1 protein-coding gene is annotated in these 247 nt (G+C 38.1%); it reads left to right on the top strand.

The features are described from left to right. Positions 1–247 (top strand): hypothetical protein (locus tag OF377_RS03270; protein ID WP_263836454.1); only part of this gene is annotated, 247 nt, incomplete at both ends.

Raw genomic sequence — 247 nt, forward strand, 5'->3', positions numbered from 1 at the left:
ACATCTAGTAGCAAACAAGAAAGTGGTTCATCATCAACAGGAAACGGTCAAAACGAATCTCAACAACCGAGTCAAGAATCTAATAATCAAGAAGGTGCTACAAGTACAGGTACAACTTCAACATCTAGTAGCAAACAAGAAAGTGGTTCATCATCAACAGGAAACGGTCAAAACGAATCTCAACAACCGAGTCAAGAATCTAATAATCAAGAAGGTGCTACAAGTACAGGTACAACTTCAACATCTA

Origin of the sequence: Ureaplasma sp. ES3154-GEN (assembly GCF_025780075.1) — a bacterium.
Lineage (GTDB): Bacteria > Bacillota_I > Bacilli_A > Mycoplasmatales > Mycoplasmoidaceae > Ureaplasma.